General features: G+C 63.6%; 18 protein-coding genes and 1 riboswitch. Of the genes, 6 read left to right on the top strand and 12 right to left on the bottom strand.

The genetic code is table 11. The annotated features are described in order from the left end of the window. Positions 1-6: 6 nt before the first annotated feature. The 7 genes from ACFRJ9_RS05905 to ACFRJ9_RS05875 all read right to left on the bottom strand — a co-directional run bounded on the left by ACFRJ9_RS05905 (position 7) and on the right by ACFRJ9_RS05875 (position 8,454). Positions 7-783, bottom strand: coding sequence for an ABC transporter permease (locus tag ACFRJ9_RS05905; RefSeq protein WP_377665420.1), 777 nt, complete (start codon positions 781-783; stop codon positions 7-9). Then, on the bottom strand, positions 780-1,718 hold the full coding sequence (locus ACFRJ9_RS05900; protein ID WP_377665418.1) for an ABC transporter ATP-binding protein: 939 nt from the start codon (positions 1,716-1,718) through the stop codon (positions 780-782). Before ACFRJ9_RS05900 ends, ACFRJ9_RS05905 begins: the two co-directional genes overlap by 4 nt. A 101-nt stretch (positions 1,719-1,819) precedes the next feature. Beyond that, on the bottom strand, positions 1,820-3,289 hold the full coding sequence (locus tag ACFRJ9_RS05895; protein WP_377665416.1) for a YibE/F family protein: 1,470 nt from the start codon (positions 3,287-3,289) through the stop codon (positions 1,820-1,822). A 54-nt stretch (positions 3,290-3,343) separates the two neighbouring features. Then, positions 3,344-4,717: an FAD-binding oxidoreductase gene (locus tag ACFRJ9_RS05890; protein ID WP_377665414.1), complete on the bottom strand. Its 1,374-nt coding sequence runs from the start codon at positions 4,715-4,717 to the stop codon at positions 3,344-3,346. Positions 4,718-4,944: 227 nt separating this feature from the next. Beyond that, positions 4,945-5,907: a GNAT family N-acetyltransferase gene (locus ACFRJ9_RS05885; protein WP_377665412.1), complete on the bottom strand. Its 963-nt coding sequence runs from the start codon at positions 5,905-5,907 to the stop codon at positions 4,945-4,947. A 2-nt stretch (positions 5,908-5,909) separates the two neighbouring features. After that, positions 5,910-7,295, bottom strand: coding sequence for a glycine--tRNA ligase (locus ACFRJ9_RS05880; protein ID WP_377665410.1), 1,386 nt, complete (start codon positions 7,293-7,295; stop codon positions 5,910-5,912). A gap of 154 nt (positions 7,296-7,449) precedes the next feature. Next, positions 7,450-8,454 carry a DMT family transporter gene (locus tag ACFRJ9_RS05875; RefSeq protein ID WP_377665408.1) on the bottom strand — a complete coding sequence of 335 codons (1,005 nt, stop codon included), beginning with the start codon at positions 8,452-8,454 and terminating at the stop codon, positions 7,450-7,452. 23 nt (positions 8,455-8,477) lie between these two features. Here ACFRJ9_RS05875 and ACFRJ9_RS05870 point away from each other — a divergent pair, with 23 nt between their 5' ends. Further along, positions 8,478-8,705 carry an RNA-binding S4 domain-containing protein gene (locus ACFRJ9_RS05870; protein WP_377665406.1) on the top strand — a complete coding sequence of 76 codons (228 nt, stop codon included), beginning with the start codon at positions 8,478-8,480 and terminating at the stop codon, positions 8,703-8,705. Here the strand turns inward: ACFRJ9_RS05870 and ACFRJ9_RS05865 are convergent. Then, positions 8,702-9,352: an alpha/beta hydrolase gene (locus ACFRJ9_RS05865; protein WP_377665404.1), complete on the bottom strand. Its 651-nt coding sequence runs from the start codon at positions 9,350-9,352 to the stop codon at positions 8,702-8,704. The genes ACFRJ9_RS05870 and ACFRJ9_RS05865 overlap by 4 nt on opposite strands. 70 nt (positions 9,353-9,422) lie before the next feature. Here ACFRJ9_RS05865 and ACFRJ9_RS05860 point away from each other — a divergent pair, with 70 nt between their 5' ends. Genes ACFRJ9_RS05860 through ACFRJ9_RS05850 form a run of 3 tightly spaced genes read left to right on the top strand, consistent with a single transcriptional unit; the run spans position 9,423 to position 11,903 of the window. Then, the gene (locus tag ACFRJ9_RS05860) at positions 9,423-10,265 is read left to right on the top strand and encodes an SGNH/GDSL hydrolase family protein (protein WP_377665402.1); all 843 of its coding nucleotides are present in this window, start codon (positions 9,423-9,425) and stop codon (positions 10,263-10,265) included. 29 nt (positions 10,266-10,294) lie between these two features. After that, the gene (locus ACFRJ9_RS05855; protein ID WP_377665399.1) at positions 10,295-11,446 is read left to right on the top strand and encodes a winged helix DNA-binding domain-containing protein; all 1,152 of its coding nucleotides are present in this window, start codon (positions 10,295-10,297) and stop codon (positions 11,444-11,446) included. A 43-nt stretch (positions 11,447-11,489) separates the two neighbouring features. Next, the gene (locus ACFRJ9_RS05850) at positions 11,490-11,903 is read left to right on the top strand and encodes a hypothetical protein (protein WP_377665397.1); all 414 of its coding nucleotides are present in this window, start codon (positions 11,490-11,492) and stop codon (positions 11,901-11,903) included. An 18-nt stretch (positions 11,904-11,921) separates the two neighbouring features. Here the strand turns inward: ACFRJ9_RS05850 and ACFRJ9_RS05845 are convergent, their stop codons facing one another. Both ACFRJ9_RS05845 and ACFRJ9_RS05840 read right to left on the bottom strand, forming a co-directional pair. Next, entirely contained in the window at positions 11,922-13,043 is a 1,122-nt protein-coding gene (locus ACFRJ9_RS05845) for a homoserine O-acetyltransferase (RefSeq protein ID WP_377665395.1), read from the bottom strand. A gap of 14 nt (positions 13,044-13,057) precedes the next feature. Next, positions 13,058-13,173: riboswitch (SAM riboswitch) on the bottom strand. A gap of 174 nt (positions 13,174-13,347) precedes the next feature. After that, a complete protein-coding gene (locus ACFRJ9_RS05840) occupies positions 13,348-14,688 on the bottom strand; it encodes a bifunctional o-acetylhomoserine/o-acetylserine sulfhydrylase (protein ID WP_377665393.1) in 1,341 nt (446 codons plus the stop codon). Between the two features lie 201 nt (positions 14,689-14,889). Between ACFRJ9_RS05840 and ACFRJ9_RS05835 the strand changes: the two genes are divergently transcribed. Further along, positions 14,890-15,528: a VOC family protein gene (locus ACFRJ9_RS05835; RefSeq protein ID WP_018777448.1), complete on the top strand. Its 639-nt coding sequence runs from the start codon at positions 14,890-14,892 to the stop codon at positions 15,526-15,528. 154 nt (positions 15,529-15,682) lie between these two features. Here ACFRJ9_RS05835 and ACFRJ9_RS05830 read toward each other — a convergent pair whose 3' ends face one another. Beyond that, positions 15,683-16,453 (bottom strand): CPBP family intramembrane glutamic endopeptidase, encoded by a 771-nt coding sequence (locus ACFRJ9_RS05830; protein WP_377665391.1) that lies wholly within the window; start codon positions 16,451-16,453, stop codon positions 15,683-15,685. An 89-nt stretch (positions 16,454-16,542) separates the two neighbouring features. On the opposite strand from ACFRJ9_RS05830, the gene ACFRJ9_RS05825 reads away from it, so the two are divergent. Continuing rightward, complete coding sequence (locus ACFRJ9_RS05825) at positions 16,543-17,223, top strand: histidine phosphatase family protein (RefSeq protein ID WP_377665389.1); 681 nt, start codon at positions 16,543-16,545, stop codon at positions 17,221-17,223. 25 nt (positions 17,224-17,248) lie between these two features. On the opposite strand, the gene ACFRJ9_RS05820 is transcribed toward ACFRJ9_RS05825, so the two are convergent. Next, positions 17,249-18,040, bottom strand: coding sequence for a DeoR/GlpR family DNA-binding transcription regulator (locus ACFRJ9_RS05820; protein WP_377665387.1), 792 nt, complete (start codon positions 18,038-18,040; stop codon positions 17,249-17,251). Between the last annotated feature and the right edge of the window lie 12 nt (positions 18,041-18,052).

The following is an 18,052-nucleotide window of genomic DNA, read 5'->3' as shown; positions in this document are numbered from 1 at the left end:
ACGTGCTCACACACGCTTGGTGTCGCGGCGGAAGGCCATGGCTGCCCCGCCAACGAAGATGGCAAGCCACACCAGCACATTGACGATCCACATGGCATCGAACTCGCCGGTGATGGGGCTCCGGGCCAGCTGTCCGATCCCGTAGGCGGGCGTGAACCGGGCAATCTCTCCAAAGGTGTCACCCATGATCTCGATCGGCATGAACAACCCGCCGAGCATGGCCAGGATGGCCAGTGCCGGGCCAAGGATCTGCATGACGTTCTGGCTGGGCATGAGGTACCCGACAAACAAGCCAAGGGCCGCGAAGACAAGTGATCCCAACCAGGCGACAAGCCCCGCCGTGAGCCAGGTCTGCGCGTCCATGGTCACCCCGGCCAAGGCACCAATGATGAACTGGGCGATGACGGCAACCAGGGACAGGGTCAGCGCGGCCGCGGCTTTGACGGCAATGTAGGCACCCGGCAGGAGCGGAGTGAGCCGCAGTTGCCTGCTCCAGCCCTGTGCCCGTTCAACAGCCACCTGGCTGCCCGCGCCAGTGGCTGCCGTCATGGCCGCATAGACGGTCAGGCTGATTAGGATGTACTGCCCGTAGCTATGTCCGTTGGGAAGCAGTTGGTCCTTGTTCGACAACCCGAAGATGAAGAAAAAGATTGCCGGCATCAGGACCGTGAAGATCATGGTTCGCCGGTTGCGGAGCATCCGCTTGATCTCGATCCACAGGAATGTGCTGTTGACGCCGCCGGCGGAGGGTTTCCGGTCCTGGACGGCTGTTGCCTGGGTCATACCCGGTCTCCTTCGAATGCGTGGCGGGCGGCTTCCGTGCCGGGTTCATCCGCGGTGAGTGCCACGAAGGCCTCCTCGAGGTTGTTTGCGACCACTTCAAGATCGTGGGCGCCGGTGGTGTTGAGCAGGTAGCGGACTACGGAATCCGAGTCGGCCGTTCGGACGGTGAGGCGTCCGGCGTCGTAATCCACCTTGGCTGCCGGCGGCAGGCCGGCCAGGAGGTCCCGGTCCTCCGGCGGCAGTGTTGCCCGCACGGTCCGGCCGGACGCGAGGTTCTTGACCTGCGCCGCCGTGCCGTCGGCAACGATGGCTCCTTGGCGGACCAGGACAATCCGGTCGGCGTAGGCGTCGGCTTCCTCGAGGTAGTGCGTGGCGAAGATGACTGTCCGTCCCCGTGACGCGTCAGCCCGGATGGCGGACCAGAAATCGCGTCGGCCGGCAACGTCCATCCCGGTGGTCGGCTCGTCGAGGATCAGCAGCCCGGGATCGGAGACCAGCGCCATGGCAAAGCGCAGGCGCTGCTGTTGACCGCCTGAGCATTTCTCCACCTTGCGGTCCGCGATGTCCAGGATGCCCGCGCGGGTCAGGACTTCGTTGACCGGGCGGGAGGAGTCGAACATCGCGGCGGTAAGCTGGACGGTCTCGCGGACGCTGATATCGCGCAGCAAGCCGCCGGTCTGCATCACCGCGGCCACTTGTCCCCTGGCGATCGCTGCCCGCGGCGTGTGGCCGAAGACTGCGACCTCGCCCTTGTCCGGGGCGCTGAGGCCCAGGATCATGTCGATAGTGGTGGTCTTGCCGGCACCATTGGGGCCCAGGAAGGCCACTACCTCCCCCTGCTGCACGGTCAGGTCCAGGCCGCGGACAGCGTGGACCTTTCCGAAGCTCTTGTGAAGTCCGGCAGCGTGGACGGCCGGCACACCCGCTATTGTCATTGCTCTCCCTGGCGTAGGTCTTATCTCTCCATTCAAGCCCTGCTTGGCCGCCAGCACCCCTAGCGGGTGTCATGCATCCTGGATGACAAATGTCATCCGGCCTACTCCGTTCCGCGCCGTTCCGCTTCCCGCTGGGCACGCCGGCTCCCCGGCAGCACCGGCCCGCCGTCCCGGTCACGGCGAGAACCGCCGCCGGGCTTGTCCTTCGCATCGGAACGCACGACGGCGGCCGCTGCGGCCAGCGCGCCGGTATCGTCCACGTCCTCCGGGCTGACCGGCGTGGCACCGTCCGCGGAAAGGCGCTTCAGTCCGGTCGCCTTCACCACCAGGACGGCGATGAGAGTCGTGACCGGAATGGCCAGGACCAGGCCAATGGAACCCACCAGGGTGCGGATCACTTCCTCGGACAGTTCCGCGCTGGTAAGGGCCTCGTCCAGCGGACGGTCATACAGCATCACGATGATGAGGATGGGCAATGCGGCACCGGCGTAGGCGAAGGCGATGGTGTACACCGTGGAGGCAATGTGGTCCCGGCCGATCCTCATGGCCGAGGAGAAGAGTTTGCGGGCACTCGTGGTCGGTGCCAGCTCATACAGTTCCCACACGGCCGAGGACTGCGTGATGGTCACGTCGTTGAGCACGCCAAGGCCCGAAATGATGAGGCCGCAAAGGATGATCCCGGAAATCGAGATCTGGTCCGACATGTTCACAAGAGTGGACGCGTCGTGGTCCCCCACACCGGCCAGGTTTGCGGCGTCGGTGGCCCACGCCGCAAGAAGGGCCGTTATGCCGAGCCCGAAAATCGTACCCAGCAACGCCGTGGACGTTCGCGCCGAGAACCCGTGCGCGAAATACAGCACCCCGATCATGATTACCGTTGACCCCACCAAAGCCAACAGGAGCGGTGGTTTTCCTTCCACGAGGCCGGGCAGGATGAAGCTGACCAGGACGAAGTAGGCACCCACCAGGCCCAGGAGGGCACGGAAACCCCGCCAGCGCGCCACCGCGATCACCACTACCGCGTACAAGATGGCCAGCAGGGCGATGGGAGCGCTGCGGACAAAGTCGACAAAAACGTACGACGGCGAGCCGCTGCCGGCGGCTGCCCCTTGGACTGCAGAGAGGTTCAGGTAGCGGATGGAGTCCCCCACGTCCACGCCATGCGACTTGGCTACGTCAGGGTTGATGACCACCTTGACCACGTCCCCGCCCTTGTCCGGCTGGGTGAAGGCGAAGGTGCATTGGGATCCGCCCGACTGGCCGGATTGTCCGGTGTCCGACTGGCCGGTTTGGCCGGTGTCCGACTGGCCGGTCTGCGTGCAGCTCTCCTGGACGACACTCTGGATCCGACCGGTGTCGAACGTGACCCCCGGGGCGGCCTGGTACGGGCTCGCGAACGAAATCCCGTCCCGGCTGCCCGAGGGCCACATGACCAACATGGCCACCACTGTCAGGACACCCAGCGGCACCAGGACCGCTGCCAGGAGCCAATTGGCCCTTTTGCGCGAAGCAAGTGCCTGCGCGGTGAGCTCGGAACTTTCAGGATGACCGTGGGAGTGACCGTGGCCCATCAGCAGCAAAACCTCATGCAACAACCCTACGCGGGAAGGACGACGTCCTTGGACTCAGGCTGGCGCGATGTTCTGGTTGACGCGGAAGAAATTCCCGGGATCATATTTTGTCTTGACGGCCACCAACCTGTCCCAGTTGGGCCCGTAGTTGTCTGCGACGCGGTTCTGGTCCTCCGAGTCCATGAAGTTGATATAGCCCCCTGCTTCCGAATGGGGAGCCAACGCGGCGGCGTAGCCGCGGGCCCACGCAATATTGGCTTCATTGTCGGCCGGATCAACCCACTGCGTAGCGATCACCGGTGAGAATTTCATGTCCCGGTGGGCGAACGCCGTGTCCTGGACACCAACCCGGGATGCTGCCCCGTCAATCGGGTACACGTGTACCGACGTATTGACGCTGGTGACGGTAGCTCCGAACTGGGCATGCGCACCGATCGCACCGTCATTGAGTTCGCGCAGGAAGTTGGCCTTCCAGTAGCCCTGCATGCCCTTCTGGTTCAGCCCGTCGAAGGCCACGTTCAAGGCCGGATACGGCATGGGCCCCACCATGGACCCCGCAACCGGCGCAGCGTCAAGGAAAGGCTGCCATCGGGCAGCTCCCTCGGCCAAGTCACCGGTCCACATTCCCACCACCACGCACACTGGCTTCCCATGCCATTCTTCAGGGAGGAAGGGCACCGGAGGACCCTGGTGGAAGCCCAGGAAGGCACCGAATTCCTCCGGCGCCGAGGCAATGTAGTCCCGATAGAACCTGGCCACCGCTGGAGTGTTCTCTGCCCCGTAAAGGACGATTCCGGCGTAGACCATGTCCACCGGATGGAGCTTGAACTCCAAGGACGTCACCACGCCAAAGTTGCCGCCGCCGCCGCGAAGGGCCCAGAACAGGTCCTCGTTCCGGTCTTCGCTGGCCACCAGGAACTTCCCGTCCGCGGTCACCACGTCAGCCGAGATCAGGTTGTCGCATGACAAGCCGTATTTACGGGTCAAGTAGCCAATACCACCGCCCAGCGTCAGTCCGGCTACTCCCGTGGAACCCACGATCCCGCCGGTTGTTGCGAGCCCGAACGCGTGCGTGGCGTGGTTGAAGTCCGCCCACGTGGTACCGGCTTCGGCCCGGGCAGTCTGTTTTTCCGGATCCACCCTCACACCCGTGCGGTTGACGAAGTCCAGCACCAAAGCGTCATCCCAGGTCCCGAACCCCGGGGCGCTGTGTCCGCCTCCCCTGATGGCCAAGGGCATGGCGTTTTCCCGGGCGAAGTTCACGCCGGCAATGACGTCGGAGACTTGTGCGACGCGGAGAACTCCGGCGGGCCGTTTATCCACCATGGCGTTGAAGACCGCGCGGGCCGAGTCGTAGTCAGGGTCTTCGGGAGTGATGAGTTGCCCGCGCAGCTGTTCCCGCAGCCCATCCAGGGCTATTTCGTTCATTGCTTGTTACCACCGATTCAGACGTGAGACCGACTGTTCCACACGCCTCTCCCCTCCAGATGTGATGGCGTGGGGGCTTACGTCGATAGGCCTACTCCTCAGCCCGGGCGGCGTCAAGAACCTCTTGGTAAACGAGGTGACATTCCTTAAACACACAATCCTGCCCTTCCCGGGGACACCGGGTGGGGCAGGATTGTGGGTGGACCGATGAAGTGCGGAAACTCAGGTCAGTCGCTGACGATCACCGTGTCAGCGCCGCGCACGCTGGCTTTGCCGGATTCCAGCAACGGGCCGAGCACACTGCGCAAGGCAGTCATGGATTCATCAACTTCCAACAACACGGGGTGCTGATAGGCGATAAGCGCCAACAGATCCCGCACAGCAGCCTGGGCATCCTCTGCCTGCAACGAAGGGTCATGCCCCAGGAAGACATCCGATGGCTCATCGGAGTCGCCTTGGGCGTAACTGATGGCAAAAGCCTGGATTTTTCCCTTGCGGCTGGCCGGGACGCCCTGGCCGAAAGCGGAAGCCTTCGGCGCACGCAACACAATAGCGCCGTGCGCTCCCGTGAGGTCGTGCAGGAACAAGCGCTGCACGGTGGCAATGCTGAGCTCCCCCGGGCTGTCCCAGTGGTGGACGTGCGAGTAGTACTTGCCAACAACGTCGCTAAGCTCAACCGAACCAGTGGCCAGATCCTCCACGCGTTCTGAGGCTGCTTCCTCGGAACCATCGCCAAAACGCGGCAGCCTTAGCGGCTCGGGTTCCACCACTACCAGCTGTGAACGCTGGATCGGGGCGAGCCCCGCGGCCGCGGCAAAAGCCGCCCCTGCAGTATCCGGTTCCACTTTGCTGCGGAGCTTGGAAACGCCCGACGGCGAGTTCCCGGCTTCGCGGCGAAGCATGGTCAGGAGGGTGGCACCGACGCCGCTGCGGCGATGATCCTTGGCAACCTCGATGTAAGCCCAAAGACGTTCCGGGTGCAGGGAAGCCTCGTGGACCACGCCTGCGGCAACGGGAATCCGCACACCGTCCACCACGTCCTCGGCTACGATGCACCGGCGCCACGGCTGGTTGCTGGACGGCGCCAAGGCGGCCCGGAACTGCTCAGCGGGAAGTGTCTCCGGACCGCCCCAGATTTCCAGAAGGGCGAGGTCGTCGCCTTCTTTCCATTCGCGGTATTCCAAAGCCACGATTAGGCGCCGATCAGTCGTGCTGCCAGGTAGCCCTCAACCTTGTCCAGGGAAACGCGTTCCTGGCTCATGGTGTCGCGCTCGCGGATGGTCACAGCCTGGTCTTCAAGGGTGTCGAAGTCCACGGTGATGCAGAACGGAGTGCCGATCTCGTCCTGGCGACGGTAGCGGCGGCCGATGGCGCCGGCGTCGTCGAAGTCGATGTTCCAGTTCTTGCGCAACTGGGCGCCCAGGGCCTTGGCCTTCGGCGACAGGTCCTCGTTACGGCTCAGCGGCAGGACGGCAGCCTTGACCGGGGCCAGGCGCGGATCCAGCTTCAGTACCGTGCGGACGTCGACGCCGCCCTTGGCGTTGGGTGCCTCGTCTTCGGTGTAGGCGTCAATCAGGAATGCCATGAAGGAGCGGGTCAGGCCTGCGGCGGGCTCGATCACGAACGGTGTGTAGCGCTCGTTGGTGGCCTGGTTGAAGTAGCTCAGGTCCGTGCCGGAAGCCTTGGCGTGCGTGGAAAGGTCGAAGTCCGTGCGGTTGGCGATACCCTCAAGCTCGCCCCACTCGGAGCCCTGGAAACCAAATCGGTACTCGATGTCCGTGGTGCCCTTGGAGTAGTGGCTGAGCTTCTCCAGCGGGTGCTCGAAGAAGCGCAGGTTGTCTTCACGGATACCCAGGCCCGTGTACCAGGACATGCGCTCCTTCATCCAGTACTGGTGCCAGTCTTCATCGGTGCCGGGCTCTACGAAGAATTCCATTTCCATCTGCTCGAACTCGCGCGTACGGAAAATGAAGTTGCCCGGGGTGATCTCGTTGCGGAAGGACTTGCCGATCTGGCCGATGCCGAACGGCGGCTTCTTCCGGGACGTGGTGAGCACGTTGTTGAAGTTCACAAAGATGCCCTGTGCGGTTTCGGGGCGCAGGTAGTGCATGCCTTCGTCGCTGGCAACAGGGCCGAGGAAGGTCTTCAGCAGGCCGGAGAATTCCTGCGGTTCGGTCCATTCGCCACGGGTGCCGCAGTTGGCGCAGGCGATGTCCTTCAGGCCGTTTTCTGCCGGGCGGCCCTTCTTTTCCTCGTACTCTTCCTCGAGGTGGTCAGCGCGGTAGCGCTTGTGGCAGGAGAGGCACTCAACGAGGGGGTCAGAGAAGACCTCCACGTGGCCGGACGCTTCCCATACCTGGCGCGGAAGGATGACGGAGGAATCCAGGCCTACGACGTCTTCGCGGCCGCGGACCATGCTCTGCCACCACTGGCGCTTGATGTTTTCCTTCAGTTCCGCACCGAGGGGACCGTAGTCCCAGGCAGAACGGGAGCCACCATAGATTTCACCGGCCTGGAAGACAAAGCCCCTCCGCTTGGAGAGGGAAATGACCTGGTCAAGGACGGATTTTGCTGCCATGGGTACTCCATTTGTTCTACAGGGCCGCTGGGTGCGGTCCGCGGTGGTTGCCCCGGATTCCGGACGAGGTTGTCCGGCGGGGTGCTGGGGGAAATTTACTGCAAAGTACTTGAGACTACTGGAAAAAGTACTTCAGGGCACTGCGCCTCCTAGCCTACCGGCCTTTGGCCGCACCTCTCCGTGCGAATGCTCCCCTGGGCCAGGGCAAGGTGGCTACGATGATCGCGGCCAGGGTGAGGATCGTCCCCAGCACCGTGGGCAAGGCGACCACCGCGCCGGGACTGGGGATCACGACGTCGAGCACCAGCGACCCAACCAGCTGCCCGGCAATCATGCCCAGTCCGGTGATCAGTACACCAAGGCTGCGGACCAGCAACGCTGCCAGGCCGATGAAGAGGCAGCCCATGGGTCCGCCAAGGTAGTACCACCATTCGGCCGGAAGCGGATTGCCCGGTCCCGCGACGGCGAGCTTGATGAGCCACGCAATCCACAGAATGGTGGAACCGGCAATGAAGTTGACCAGCGTGGCCGCTACCGGCGTCCCGTAGTGAACTGTGGCGGTTCCGTTCATGGCCTGCTGGAAGCTCATGAGGAACCCGGCAGCGAGCGGCAGGAGGACCGGCAGCACCAGCGAGGCCATGTCGGCGTCGCCGCCGAACCTAGGTGAAACAGCCCAGGCGACGGCGGCAACGGTCAGGACGCTGCCTAGGACCCGGACGCCCGTGATGGCACGGCGGCCACCGGGGCCGATGCCCATGCGGTCAACGAGCAACCCGCTGAGGGTCTGTCCCGTCACCGCGGCCACAGTGAACAGTGCGACGCCCAGCAGGGCAACGGTGAACGATTGCGCGAAGACGAACAACGCGCCGATGGCACCGGCCAGGACATAGAAGCGGGGAAAGCTGCGGTTCCGGACCGCGGGGATGATGCGCTGGAGACCGGCCCTTCCTTTGGGTGTCGCCAACGAAATCGCGCTGATCAGCACCAGGCCTGTGGTGAAGCTCACCACAGCGGCCGCGATGCCGTCGTCGAGTGTGGCGCCGAGAGCTCCGTTGATCCTTCCTTGGAGCGGAATGACCAATCCCGTTGCTACGGCAATGGGGAGGCCTACGGTAAGCGGAAGGGCGGAACGGGGAGAAGGCTGCGGCACCGTCACCACACTACTTCAGGCATCATTGCTGTATGAGCAACCCCGAAATCGAAGAGATCCCCATCCGCGACGACATGATCCGCCTCGGCCAACTGCTGAAGCTTGCCAACCTGGTGGAGGACGGCGTTGAAGCCACGGAGCTCATCAAGAACGGCTTGGTCAAGGTCAACAACGAGATCGACGAGCGACGCGGCCGCCAACTCCACGCCGGCGATACCGTGACCGTCAATGGACAGACGGTCCGGATCACCGCAGCCTAGTCAGTCAGTACTTTGTGGGTGAGGAACTCGCCCACGTGCCCGATCTCCTGCTGGTTGATGCCGTGCCACATGCCGGTATAGAGCACTTTGGTGAGGTCCACATGCTTGCGCACCCAGCCCATGGTGTATTCGATCTTGTCCTGGGTGATCACGGGATCCTGCTGGTCCCGGCCCCAGAACATCGGCACGGAACCGTCCAGTTCGTCATCCCGGAAGGCGGCGTCAGCGCCGGCGTCGATCACAAACCCTGAAAGCCCGACGACGGCAGCGAAGTCCGCGGGACGGTACCGGAACATGGTGGTCGCCATCGCCATGCCCATGGAGAAACCGAGCAGCGTCACTGAAGAATGGTTGGCCTTGACCGTGTCCAGCCACTCCAGTGCGTAGTCGGCAGCGAGCTTCACGGCATCCAGAGAGTAGTCAATGGATGCCGTCAGCGGGAACCAGGTGAACCCCGGACCCATGGGCATCGGAGCGCGAAGCGCAGCCACGACGAACCCCTCGGGAAGCAGCCCGGCCAGGCTGAAAAGGTCTTCCTCGTTGGATCCGTAACCGTGCAGCAGGACCAGGAGTGGCTTGCCGGAACGTTCGGCTTCGTCGTGGGACCACAGGACTACGGGCTCAGGGAAGGCGGGGGCTTCAGTCATGCGTCCATTCTTGCAGTTACCCCCGGGTAACAACCTACGGTGGCGTAGGTCGGCTGTCAGGGGGCAGGATATGAACGTGAGTGAGAACAATCATTTGTTGAAACCCGGCGAGTCTGTTCAAAAGCACCCTTGGAGCCGTTACGTGGCCCTGGGCGACTCGTTCACTGAAGGGATCGGCGACCCCGAACCGGCAAACCCCGGCGGCCACCGCGGTTGGGCGGATCGTGTTGCTGAAGAGTTGGGACGCGGGCACGAGGATTTCGCGTACGCCAACCTGGCCATTCGCGGCCGGCTGCTGCAGCAGATCCTCGATGAACAAGTTGGCCCATGCCTGGAACTGCAGCCGGATCTGGTGTCCATTTCTGCCGGCGGCAACGACCTCATCCGCCCCGGCGGCGATCCCGACCTGCTGGCAGAGAAACTCGACGTCGCAGTCGGAGACCTGAGCTCGGGCGGGGCAACCGTGGTCCTGTTCAACGGTCCGGATACTGCAGCTTCGGTGCTGGGCCGCATCCGCGGCAAGGTGGCCATCTACAACGAGAACCTGAGGACGGTAGCTGCCCGCCACGACGCCGTCATTGCGGACATGTGGTCCTTGCGGCAGCTGGCGGATTCCCAAATGTGGGATGCCGACCGGTTGCACTTCTCACCTCTTGGCCACCACACCATCGCCATGATGGTCCTGGACGCATTGAACGTCCAACACACCTTGGAGCCCCTGATGCCCAAGGCGCTTCCCCCGCGTACGTGGCGGGAGGCCCGCTCATCCGATCTGGTGTGGGCACGCGAGTACTTCGTCCCGTGGGTCATCCGCCGGATCCGGCACCAGTCTTCCGGCGACGGCATCGCACCCAAACGTCCGACGCCGGGACCCGTCTTCGGGCCCAGCGGCACCTTGCTGCCACGCAACTAATGTGCCGTTCAAGCACGAAGGAGATCACTGTGATTGCTGAAGCCGCCCTGAACCCGGACACGGTGGTGAAGGTCCGGCTCAGGCGGCAACAGTTGCGGACTCCCCTGGCTGCGACTCCCGGTGACGTAGTCCGGAACCTCCTGGCCGTCCAATCGCAGGAGTTCCCCTATGCGCGCTGGACCCTTGCGCAGAGGACACCACGGGCCACCGCCGCGGACGTGGAGCAGGCGGTTGCCGACGGCACCATCCTGCGCACCCACATCCTCCGGCCCACGTGGCATTTTGTGCACCGTGACGATCTGGGCTGGTTGATGGGGTTGTCCGCGGACCGGCTCCACCAAGGCAACAAAGGCATGTACCGGCAGACGGGCATCGACCCGGCAGCCGCCGCACGCAGCGGTGAAATCCTGGCAGAAACCGTGGCCGGAGGTGCCCACAAAACACGTGAAGAACTCGCCGAGGTCCTGGGACAGGCAGGCTTTCCCAGTAAGGGCCTGGGCTTCATCTACCACCTCATGCACGCGGAGATCAGCAAGATCCTGGTCAGCGGCTCCCCCGTCCGTTCGGCCGCTGGAGCCCTGAAGCAGACCTACGCCCTGTTCGAAGAACGGGTACCGGACAGTGTCCCTGGCCCCCTGACCGGAGACCAGCGCGAAAAGGCCCTGGGCCAGTTGACGTTGCGGTACTTCCGGAGCCGCGGTCCCGCTACGGTGAAGGACTGCGCGGCCTGGTCCGGGTTGACCATGCGGGACATCAAGCTGGGGATCCAGGCCGCCCACATCTTGTCTCCCGGAGCCTTGGCTACCGTGCGGCACGACGGTCTGGACTTCCACCTGGCCGCGGAGGAAGCCGAGGTGGTCTCCAACGACTCCGCTCAGGCTGAAGGGTCCTCGCCCCGTGTGGACCTCATCCAGTGCTACGACGAGTACGTGATGGGCTATTCCCAGTCCAGGCACTACTTGGGCGGCACGGCACCCTTCTTTCCGGAAGACAACGGCCCCATGCATGTGGTGTTGCTGGACGGCCGGCTGGCAGGATGGTGGCGGCACGGATTCTCCGCCGGCGCCTGCGAACTCGACGTCCGCATGAACCGGCCGGCTAGCACCGCCGAACAGAAGGCCTTGGAAGCCGAAGCCGCTCGCTACGGCCGCTTCCTGGGAATGGAGACAAAACTGGTGTGAAGTGACGGGGCTAAGCTGGGATAAGACCTAGGAGGCCTGCACTGTGAACAATCTGATCTTCTGGATCATCGTCTGCTCGTGGATCATCCCCGTGGGAATCCGCATGTACAACAGGTCCCGGGCACGCCGGCTCCAGGACGGCAACTTCCCCGGTCCCGGCTACCCGCCGCAGAACTACCCGCCCCAAAATTACCCGCCCCAAAATTACCCCGGCCCCGGCTACCCGCCCCAAAATTACCCCGGCTACCCCACCGGGCCAGCCGACGTCCGCCCGGCAGGCTCACCACCGCCGGAGGTCACGCCGTCGAACGCTTCATCACCGGCACCAGCCGGCGGCAGCCCGGAACCGCAGGGCTACCGCGCACGGAAGCTGGCAGAACTGGACGCGAAGTTCAGCAACGGCGAGATCGCCATGGAGGACTACATGAAGCAGCGCGGCGAAATCATGAACGGCTAAGCGGTAAGCCCCGCTGTTCTAGGCGAAGAAGGCCGAGCGGAGCTGTGCCGAGAGCTGACCGATCTCCGTCAGGAAGCCGTCGTGGCCGATGGGTGCCTGGATGACATGCACGGGAACATCGCCGGGAAGGGCCTCGGCCAGTTCCCGTGACTGCGCCGGAAAGTAGAGACGGTCGGAGTCCACGGCCGCGACGAAGAACTCCGCACTGGCGCGCGCCAAGGCCTCGCTGAGGCTGCCGCGGCCGCGCGTGACGTCGTGGCTCATGAGTGCCTCGGTGATGGCGATGTAACTGTTGGCATCGAACCGGCGAACCAGCTTGGTGCCTTGGTGGTCGAGGTAGCTCTCCACCTGATAGCGGCCACGCTCCCCCAGTACTGCTGCTGCCAGCGGCTTCTCCTGCGGCTGCGCCTCCCTGCCGAAGCGGAAGTCCAACTCCAGCGCGGAGCGGTAGGTGATGTGGGCGATCCGCCGGGCCAGGGCCAGGCCGTTTTCGGGGGCTGGGCCACCGTAGTAGTCGCCATTGTTGAAGTGGGGATCCTGCCGGATGGCCAGGGTCTGCGACTGCGCGAAGGCAATCTGCTCGGCAGTGCTGTAGGCACCCACCGAAATCACGGCGCACCGCTTGACGCGTTCCGGGAACGTCACGGCCCACTCCAGCGCCCGGGCTCCACCCATGGACCCGCCCAGCACGGCATGCCAGGCATCAATGCCCAGGGCGTCGGCCAGGCGAGCCTCTGCCAAAGTACTGTCCCGGAGCGTGATCAAGGGGAAGCGGGAGCCCCAGGGCCGCCCGTCAGGTGCTTCGGAGGATGGACCGGTGCTGCCATAGCAGCCGCCCAGGATGTTGATGGAGACCACGAAGAACCTGTTGGTGTCGATAGTGGCGCCCGGACCGACGAGCTGTTCCCACCAGCCCTCTTCATCCGTGGCTCCGCGGGCAACGTGCGTGCTTCCGGTGAGTGCATGCTGCACCAAAACTGCGTTGGATGCATCGGCGTTGAGCTGTCCCCAGGTCTCGAAAGACAAGACAACATCCGGAAGGAAGCCTCCGGCCTCAAGTTCCAGCGAACCGATGCTGGCGTACTTGACCGTTCCGTCTTGTTCCTCGGATGTGGATAGGGCTGTAGCAGTAATGGTCATTCCTTTGACACCTAACCTCGCGCTTGCCCGTCGCCTTGCGTGCGACAGGCCAGGTCCTCACCCGGGGCACCCCACCGCGGAAGGAGGGTTGCCGGCCAGCAAGCCGGGGCTGTCACTGGCACTCATGACCTAATACGTAGAGTCTAGGAAAAACACTGCTGTTCTGGCGAAGAATGTGACAGCAGTGTGACGGTTTGGGGCTGGTTCGTTCATGAGCAAGCACTTTGGAGCGCCGCCCGGCGAATAATCTACGGTCCGGGCGGCACACCAGCCAAAGGTGTCAGGCGGTCATTCCGGCCAGCGCTCAGGCGCCCTTGGCGGCCCTGAATCCAGCTTCGAGGTCGGCGAGGATGTCGTCCACGTGCTCGATGCCCACGGACAGGCGCACCAGGCCGGGGTTGACGCCGGCGGCCACCTGTTGCTCCACCGTCAGCTGGCTGTGGGTTGTCGACGCCGGGTGGATGACCAGGGAGCGGACGTCGCCGATGTTGGCAACGTGGGAGTGGAGCTCCAGGGCGTCCACGAACCGCTTGCCGGCCTCCACGCCGCCCTTGATGTTGAATGCCACCACGGCGCCCGTACCGTTGGGACCATACTTGCGTCCACGGTCGTACCAAGGGCTGGAGGGCAAACCGGCATAGGCGACCGATTCGACGTCGTTATGGCCTTCCAGCCATTCGGCCACCTTGGTGGCGTTCGCTACGTGACGTTCGATGCGCAGGCTCAGGGTCTCCAGGCCCTGGGCGATAAGGAAGGCGTTGAACGGGGACACGGCCGAGCCGAGGTCGCGAAGCAACTGGACACGCGCCTTCAAGATGTACGAGAGGTTGGCCCCGAGCGCGCCATCCTTGCCGAGGTCACGGGCGTAGACCAGCCCGTTGTAGCTGGGGTCCGGGGTGTTGAAGCCGGGGAAACGTTCCGGATCCTTGCCGAAATCGAAGTTGCCGGAGTCCACAATCACACCGGCGATGGCCGAGCCGTGGCCGCCGAGATACTTGGTGGCGGAGTGGACCACGATGTCTGCGCCCCACTCGATGGGACGGATCAGGTAGGGAGTGGACAGCGTATTGTCCACAATGAGGGGAACTCCGGCCTCGTGTGCCACGCCGGCGATGCCCTCGATGTCCAGAACGTCCTGGCGCGGGTTGGAGACGACCTCGCCGAAGAACAGCTTGGTGTTGGGCTGCACCGCGTCACGCCACTGGTCCAGGTTGTCCGGATCCTCCACGAACGTGACGGAAATGCCGAACTTCTTCAAGGTGTGCGCCAGCAGGTTGTAGGTACCGCCGTAGAGGCTGGGGCTGGCCACCAGGTGGTCTCCGGCCTCGGCAATGTTGAGGATGGCGAAGGTTTCAGCGGCCTGTCCCGAGCTGAGCAGGAGCGCAGCCAAACCGCCCTCAAGGCCGGCAATCCGCTGCTCCACGGCGTCCTGCGTCGGGTTGCCGATGCGGGTGTAGATCGGCGCCAACTCAGCCAGGGCAAATCGGTTGGCAGCACTTTCGGCACTGGGGAAAACGAAGGACGTGGTTTGGTAGATCGGCAGCGAACGCGCTCCCGTGGCGGCATCAGGCTCCTGGCCTGCATGGATCTGGCGGGTTTCGAAAGACCATCCCTGGGACATGGCGTTCTCCTTATCGTGGCGCATGGGTTCGACGTTGATCTGCTTGGTGTGAGCTGGGGCCAGTCTAGGAAGTGTCCGCGGTCCGGGACAGCTTTGTGACGCGCGCAGAATTTTTCTGTCTTTCCGCGTCCCGCCATGACGCCTCCCGCCACCCGCGCTCAACATCCCACCTTAGTTAGGCTTCCCTTAGCTGAGACCCCGATCACAAAGTGCCAAGATGAAGCCATGCGCATGGATCACGTCTCTTACGCTTGTGAACGAGATGGCCTTTTGGCCACAACCGAACGAATTTCCGCGGCTCTGGGAGTGGACGCAGTCCGGGGCGGAGTGCACCCGCGCTTTGGTACCCGGAACATGATCATTCCCCTGGCGGATAACAAATACCTGGAAGTCGTGGAGGTCCTGGACCACCCGGCGTCCGACAAAGCCCCCTTTGGCCAAGCAGTCCGAGCACGTTCTGCCGCCGGAGGCGGTTGGATGGGATGGTGCGTCGCCGTTGACGACCTCGCCCCATTCGAGGAACGCCTCGGACGCGCTGCCGTCCCCGGTAACCGCAAGTTCCCGGACGGCCGCGAACTGGTGTGGCAGCAGATCGGCATCCTCGGCTTGATCGCCGATCCCCAGGTGCCGTACCTGCTCAAGTGGGAGGGCGACCCCTCACTGCACCCGTCCAAGGTCTACGAAAGTGACGTCAAGATGTCCAGCCTCACCATTGCGGGCTCGGCAGAACGGGTCACTGAGTGGCTGGGTGAGCCGGTGGAAAAGCCGCTCGAGGACGTCGCGGTTCAGTGGATCGCACCGCGTGGCACCCCGGGCATCATGGCCGTCACTTTCGAAACAGCATCCGGAGCCGTCACCATCTGATCGCTCCATCCCAACGGGCTCGTCCCGCCCCGGTCAACCATGTCCGGGTAAAACTTCGGCCGCCATCAGCGGGTGCCAATGACGTCACCCACCGATGGCGGCCGGATATCTTTAACGCGCCGGTGACCCAACTGACCACCAATGCCTATGCGGGTCAGCCGAGGCCGATCGATTTGCCGAACAGGCTGAATCCCACGAAAGCCACAATGTCCAAGGTCGCGTGGGCTATCACCAGCGGCATCACCCGTTTGGTCTTGGTGTAGATCCAGGCAAAGATCAGGCCCATCACGACGTTGCCGATGAATGGCCCGAAGCCTTGGTACAAGTGATAGCTGCCCCGCAACAACGCGCTGACAACGATGGCAACGGGCGTACTCCAACCGAACTTCCCGAAACGGTCCAGCAGGTACCCCACCACGATCACTTCTTCCACGATCGCGTGGCGCACGGCGGAGAGAACCAGCACCGGCACAGTCCACCAGTACGCATCCAAACCGCTGGGCACGATCTCCGTGGTGATCCCCAGAGCCCGGCCCGCAGCGTAGAGGCCCAGGGACGGTATCCCTATGGCAGCTGCGAGTCCAAGCCCCTGCAGCACGTCCTTGCCCGGCCGCGCGAAGTTGAAACCGAGCCGGGCAAAAGCCGAGGTGCTGCCTTCCGCCTGTGAACGGCCGGGCATGGAAAGGAAATAGAACACCAACGCCACGGGCACCAACGCGAAGAAGATGTCCAGCAGCTGGTACGTGAGGTCGAAGTACTCGCGGGTGCTCTGGGACCTGTTCAGCGTTGACGTCGCCTCAGACAGCGGGGCACGGGTCATCTTGTCCAACAACTGCACCACGGAGTACACGGCCGATTGGCCCAGCGACAGACCGAGCACAATGAGGACTTCGGCACGGAGCCGGCGATGGGAAGCAAGGAACATGTACCTATCTTGCCCGCTGTAGCTGCCACTTTCCCGGGAACCGGCCGCCTTGCCGCGCCTTGGAGAACGGCCACCCTATGCTTGGTGGGATGGGCGCCCCAGCGAGAATTTTCATGATCCGGCACGGACAGTCAGCCGCCAACGCCGATACCACCATCTACAACCGCGTACCGGACTACCGGATCCCTCTCACGGAGCGCGGCGTGGAGCAGGCACGGATCGCTGGCGAGGGACTGCGGCGCAAGCTCGACGGTGAACAGGTCTGCGTATACGTTTCGCCGTACCTTCGCGCCTACCAGACACTCGAAGCCATGAACCTTGGCCCGCTGATCGAACGCGTGATAGAGGAACCGCGGCTCCGGGAACAGGACTGGGCCAACTTCCAGATCGCAGGAGAAATCGAAGACCAAAAGGAACTTCGAAATCTCTACGGCCATTTCTTCTACAGGTTCCGCGAGGGGGAATCAGGCTCTGATGTGTACGACCGCGTGTCCTCGTTCATGGAGACGCTCTACCGTCACTGGCAGAAGCCCACGTATGCGCCCAACACGCTCCTGGTGACACACGGACTGACCATGCGCCTGTTCTGCATGCGCTGGTTCCATTGGACCGTGGAGTACTTCGAGTCACTCAACAACCCGGACAATGCCGAGTTGCGCACACTGATCAGGAACGACGGCGACCAGTACAGCCTGGATTCACCGTTTAGCCAGTGGGTGCCCAGGGATGTGGACGATTCAGTCCTGCATGCACCGAGAATGCGGTTCTAGGAAGACTGCCCCCAGGCCCCGAGGACTAACTGGGGCGCGCGACGATGACTTCGGTGCCCTTGGCCTCGAACGCAGCTTTGTCTTCGGCGCTGATACCAGAGTCCGTAATGAGGTGCCGGAACTCGTACCCTGCCATGGCGGCGAAGGAGCGGCGACCCACTTTGGAGGAGTCGGCCACCACGTAGGACTCGGTGGCGCGCCGCGCCATCACGGTGTTGACCATGGCTTCGCCCTCGTCCGTGATGGTGGGTCCAAGGTCCGGGTCCACGCCGTTGACGCCGATGAACGCGATATCCAAGGCAACCTTCTGCATGATGACGTCCGTGTAGGGGCCCACGAGCTCGTAGGACCGCGGATTGAGGATGCCACCGGTGACCATGATCTTGATGTTCGGGCGGACGGCGAGTTGCGAGGCAATGTTGATCGCGTTGGTCACCACGGTGAGCGTAGGCCTGTTGGACGGCGCATTGAGGTCCTCACGGGTGGACAGGAGTTGCGCCAACGCCGTGTTGGTGGTTCCTCCGCTCAGGCCGATCACGGCTCCGGGACGAATCAGCGCCGACGCAGCCTGGGCAATGTCCTGCTTGGCCTCCGCATGGTCATCACGGTTGTAGCGTCCAGGCAGGTCGTAGGACACCGATCCAGTGGTGGCGCCACCGCGGGTTCTGCTCAGCAGCCGCTGCTTGGCGAGGCTGTCAAGATCCCGGCGGGCCGTTGCGGGTGACACGCCGAGCCGCGTGACGATGTCCTCGACTTCCACATGGCCCGATTCGGCCAGGAGATCAAGGATGGCGGTCAGCCGATCGGTGCGGGTCATGACAAGCCTTTC

The sequence above is a fragment of the Paenarthrobacter sp. NPDC056912 genome (genome assembly GCF_042786555.1).
GTDB lineage: Bacteria > Actinomycetota > Actinomycetes > Actinomycetales > Micrococcaceae > Arthrobacter.
This window is presented reverse-complemented; position numbering and strand designations above follow the sequence as displayed.

Excerpts from the sequence above, each read along its gene's own strand:
- ACFRJ9_RS05870 (WP_377665406.1), top strand. The coding sequence starts at position 8,478 with ATGAGCAACCCCGAAATCGAAGAGATCCCCATCCGCGACGACATGATC.
- ACFRJ9_RS05840 (WP_377665393.1), bottom strand. The coding sequence starts at position 14,688 with ATGCGCCACGATAAGGAGAACGCCATGTCCCAGGGATGGTCTTTCGAA.
- ACFRJ9_RS05820 (WP_377665387.1), bottom strand. The coding sequence starts at position 18,040 with ATGACCCGCACCGATCGGCTGACCGCCATCCTTGATCTCCTGGCCGAA.
- ACFRJ9_RS05865 (WP_377665404.1), bottom strand. The coding sequence starts at position 9,352 with ATGACTGAAGCCCCCGCCTTCCCTGAGCCCGTAGTCCTGTGGTCCCAC.
- ACFRJ9_RS05895 (WP_377665416.1), bottom strand. The coding sequence starts at position 3,289 with ATGGGCCACGGTCACTCCCACGGTCATCCTGAAAGTTCCGAGCTCACC.
- ACFRJ9_RS05890 (WP_377665414.1), bottom strand. The coding sequence starts at position 4,717 with ATGAACGAAATAGCCCTGGATGGGCTGCGGGAACAGCTGCGCGGGCAA.
- ACFRJ9_RS05830 (WP_377665391.1), bottom strand. The coding sequence starts at position 16,453 with ATGTTCCTTGCTTCCCATCGCCGGCTCCGTGCCGAAGTCCTCATTGTG.
- ACFRJ9_RS05845 (WP_377665395.1), bottom strand. The coding sequence starts at position 13,043 with ATGACCATTACTGCTACAGCCCTATCCACATCCGAGGAACAAGACGGA.
- ACFRJ9_RS05880 (WP_377665410.1), bottom strand. The coding sequence starts at position 7,295 with ATGGCAGCAAAATCCGTCCTTGACCAGGTCATTTCCCTCTCCAAGCGG.
- ACFRJ9_RS05900 (WP_377665418.1), bottom strand. The coding sequence starts at position 1,718 with ATGACAATAGCGGGTGTGCCGGCCGTCCACGCTGCCGGACTTCACAAG.
- ACFRJ9_RS05825 (WP_377665389.1), top strand. The coding sequence starts at position 16,543 with ATGGGCGCCCCAGCGAGAATTTTCATGATCCGGCACGGACAGTCAGCC.
- ACFRJ9_RS05835 (WP_018777448.1), top strand. The coding sequence starts at position 14,890 with ATGCGCATGGATCACGTCTCTTACGCTTGTGAACGAGATGGCCTTTTG.
- ACFRJ9_RS05905 (WP_377665420.1), bottom strand. The coding sequence starts at position 783 with ATGACCCAGGCAACAGCCGTCCAGGACCGGAAACCCTCCGCCGGCGGC.
- ACFRJ9_RS05860 (WP_377665402.1), top strand. The coding sequence starts at position 9,423 with ATGAACGTGAGTGAGAACAATCATTTGTTGAAACCCGGCGAGTCTGTT.